Annotated in this window: 3 protein-coding genes; all 3 read right to left on the reverse strand. The window is 26.9% G+C overall.

Translation table 11 applies throughout. The annotated features are described in order from the left end of the window. Positions 1-102: 102 nt before the first annotated feature. Entirely contained in the window at positions 103-957 is an 855-nt protein-coding gene (locus tag ACQCX0_RS00950) for a lysophospholipid acyltransferase family protein (protein WP_462562229.1), read from the reverse strand. A 115-nt stretch (positions 958-1,072) separates the two neighbouring features. Further along, positions 1,073-2,071, reverse strand: coding sequence for a tetraacyldisaccharide 4'-kinase (gene lpxK / locus ACQCX0_RS00955; protein WP_462562230.1), 999 nt, complete (start codon positions 2,069-2,071; stop codon positions 1,073-1,075). Beyond that, positions 2,068-3,423 (reverse strand): 3-deoxy-D-manno-octulosonic acid transferase (locus tag ACQCX0_RS00960; protein WP_462562231.1); only part of this gene is annotated, 1,356 nt, incomplete at its 5' end. The genes lpxK and ACQCX0_RS00960, both read right to left, overlap by 4 nt.

Raw genomic sequence — 3,423 nt, forward strand, 5'->3', positions numbered from 1 at the left:
TTAATGTTCCCTAATTAGTAAGCAATACCTTAGTTATTGCTGAATTTTTGTATAGTATCTAACTAGTTTTGATATTATACATAATTTTTTTAAGTTTTAATCTTACCATCTTCTGTGTAACCAAAACCATTGCTCTTTATGCTCTGTTATCCAACACTCAATGGTATCATTCATACTTTGGGTTAAGTTTTTAACATCTTGACTTAAATCATTAGTTTTTAGAATATTAATTTGTTTTTCAATAATAATCTTAAAACTGGTTTTATCTTTTTGTCTTACTACTCTAATTGGAGTTAAAGGTAAATTATATTTTATAGCCAATCTTGGAACAAAATGGCTGGTTAGCACTTCTCTATTAAAAAATTTAGTTTTAATTCCTTCTCTAATTCTCTGATCTACCAGCATTAATAATCTTGTATTATTATGTTTATTAAATTCAGAATTTAAAAATACTAAATTTTTCTTATTCCCAGCTAACATTTTATAATCACACAATCTGCTTTTTTGCAACCTTGCCTGATCTAATAAGTTATTTATGTACATATTACTGAGCTTTTTATATAAAGCATAAGAGGTACAACCATCCTTAAAGAAAGGGAAGCCCAATAATTCCCAATTCCCCATATGAGCACTAAATAAAATTAAAGATTTTTGAGTATTTAAAATATTATATTCATCTTCTATAATAAAATACTTTTTTGAAGTATATAAATAAGCAAGTTTAGGAATTTCTATAATACTTCTACAAAAATTATCTAAAGATTCCCTGTAAACCGACTTAACTTCAGTTGCTGATAAATTTCTAAACGCTAACCTAATATTTGCTAAAATTTCGGTTTTTCTTTTTAAAGGAATATGAAATAAAACTTTTGAAGCTAAGATTCCTCCCAAATTAGAAGCTATTTTATATGGAATTAAAAATTTTATAAAAAAATATAAAAAATAAACAAACACCATTAAGCACATATCTACTATTTTTGCTAATATTGTTATTAGATAATTTATTGTTATAAGTTTAAATTTCATATTCAAAATATAAAAAAGATGTATTATCTTTTTTCCTAAAAATTCTTTAATTAGTATAGTTTTTATAGTAGGAACTATAGTGAAAAAAAATATCCTCGATTATACCTACCCCTAAGTGAAGTTTTATTTTTAATACTAGCACATGATTATGATATTTGCTTGGAATTTTCACAAAATCTTTTTCTGTAGTTATTAATCTAGCATTATATTTGTAAGCCTCTGACAGTAATTTTTCTAAATCTTGCTCTTTATATAGATAATGATCTCGGTACTCTTTAGTGCTAACTATATTTAACCCTAGCTTTTTTAAAGAATTAAAAAATTTACTCGGTAATCCTATGGCGGCAAAAGCTAGATATTTAGTACTTTTATCTAAGTTTAAGGTTAAAACCTGATAATGACCTTGATATATCTTAATATCATACTTCATAACTGCTATTTTTTGTCTAAGTTTCTCCTCTAGTTTAGAGATATCTTTTTCTAAAATTACAACCCTGTTAATTTTAGGTAATACCTTATTAATACTTTCTCTTAGAGGTCCAGCAGGAATAATTTTTTGATTTCCGAATCCATAATCAGCATTTACTACTAGGATTGTATAATTTTTGTAAATACTATAATTTTGTAATCCATCATCCATAATAATGCAATCAAAATTATATTTTTCAAGTTCCTTAATTCCTAAAAGCCAACTTTTTGCCATAACAGTAGGAGCAACAACTGCTAAAAGTACTGCTTCATCTCCTACTTCACTTGCTTTATGTTGGTTATTTACCAGCAAAGGGCCTAGTAATTCTGCTTTATAGCCTTTAGTTAGAAAGGCTATTTTTAAACCTTTTTGTTGTAAGGCTTTAGCTAAAAATATAGCTGTAGGAGTTTTTCCGACACCCCCAACATTAATATTCCCGACACAAATCACAAATTGTTTGCTGTAATAAGGTTTTTTTTTACTCTTAACATAACTAACTAAGCTCCAAATCCAAGAAATCGGTATTAATAAATGGTTAAAAATAGTTTTTCTTTGCCAAAAATTTATAATATTCATACTAAATACCTCTGAATGTACTCAAAATATTTATCAACTACTAAAGAGTTTTTTGTAATGAATTCTTTAGCTTGTAGCTTTTTTTTAGCTTTAATCTCTACAGGTAAGTTAAGTATTTTAGTAAATGTTGCTCTTAATTCTTCGGAAGAATCTACCATATAACCTAATTCTTGTTTTACAACCTCCTGGGCTATATCATAAAAATTACTCATATTTTTACCAAAAACTACTATTGCCCCTATACTTAAAGGCTCTAATAGATTCTGCCCGCCCTTTTTTAAAGAAGATAAAGACTTTCCCACAAAAACCAATGAGCTTAAAGCACAAAATAATAACACTTCTCCGATTGTATCAACTAAAATAATCTCTATATTTTTGCTCTGCTCAACTTTATTTTGCATCCTAAAAGATTGTCTTGCTTTATAAGGTACTACTTCTTGATAAGATATTTGCTCATACTGCATTCCTGAATAATTCCTCACTTCTAATCCTATCTTCCGATATATCTCTAATAGTTTAGGAACTCTAGTGATATGTCTTGGGATAATAATTGTTAATAAATTCGGATATTGTAATTTTAGTTCCCTATGAGTTTGTATTAAGATATCCTCTTCATTGTTATGAGTGCTAATTGCTACAATAATCTCTCTCCCTTGAAATTGCTCTTTTAATAAATTGTATTTAGCTTGATTATAATTTAAGGTATGAGTTAAATTATATTTTAAGTTTCCTATAAAATGTAAGTTTTTAGCACCAAGTTTGTAATATTTAGTAAAATCTTGCTCTGACATTGGTAAAATGATCTTAAAATAACTAAAAATTTTCTTGATTAAAAAATTAACCTTTAGCCATTTTTTATAAGATTCATTAGACATTCTAGCGTTTAATAACACTGTCGGGATTTGTTTTTTTTGTAATGCCATTAAAGCATTAAGCCAAAAATCAGATTCTATCCACAATACTAACTGAGGTTGCCATTTATTCAGAAAGCTTTCTATTAAAAAATAATTATCTAAAGGAAAATATTTACACATTACTGTATTTTTAAACTGTTGTTTTATTAGATTTCTTGAAGTAAGTGTATGAGTAGTAATTAAAAATTGATAATGAGGATTTTCCAGTTTAATTCTATGAATTAGAGCAAAAACAGAGGTGATTTCCCCTACACTAGCAGCATGAATCCAGAGAAGCTTTGCTTGTAAGAACTCTTGTTCTGACGTTTTATTAATATCCTGGTAATTTTTAAGAGATTTGGAACTAGAAGCCTTATTTACTTTATATAAAACTAATCGCTCTTTCAATAAAGTAAACTTAGTAATATTACACAAAATATAAATTATTGAGGCTATAAT

This window comes from Candidatus Hepatincolaceae symbiont of Strigamia maritima (assembly GCF_055505085.1).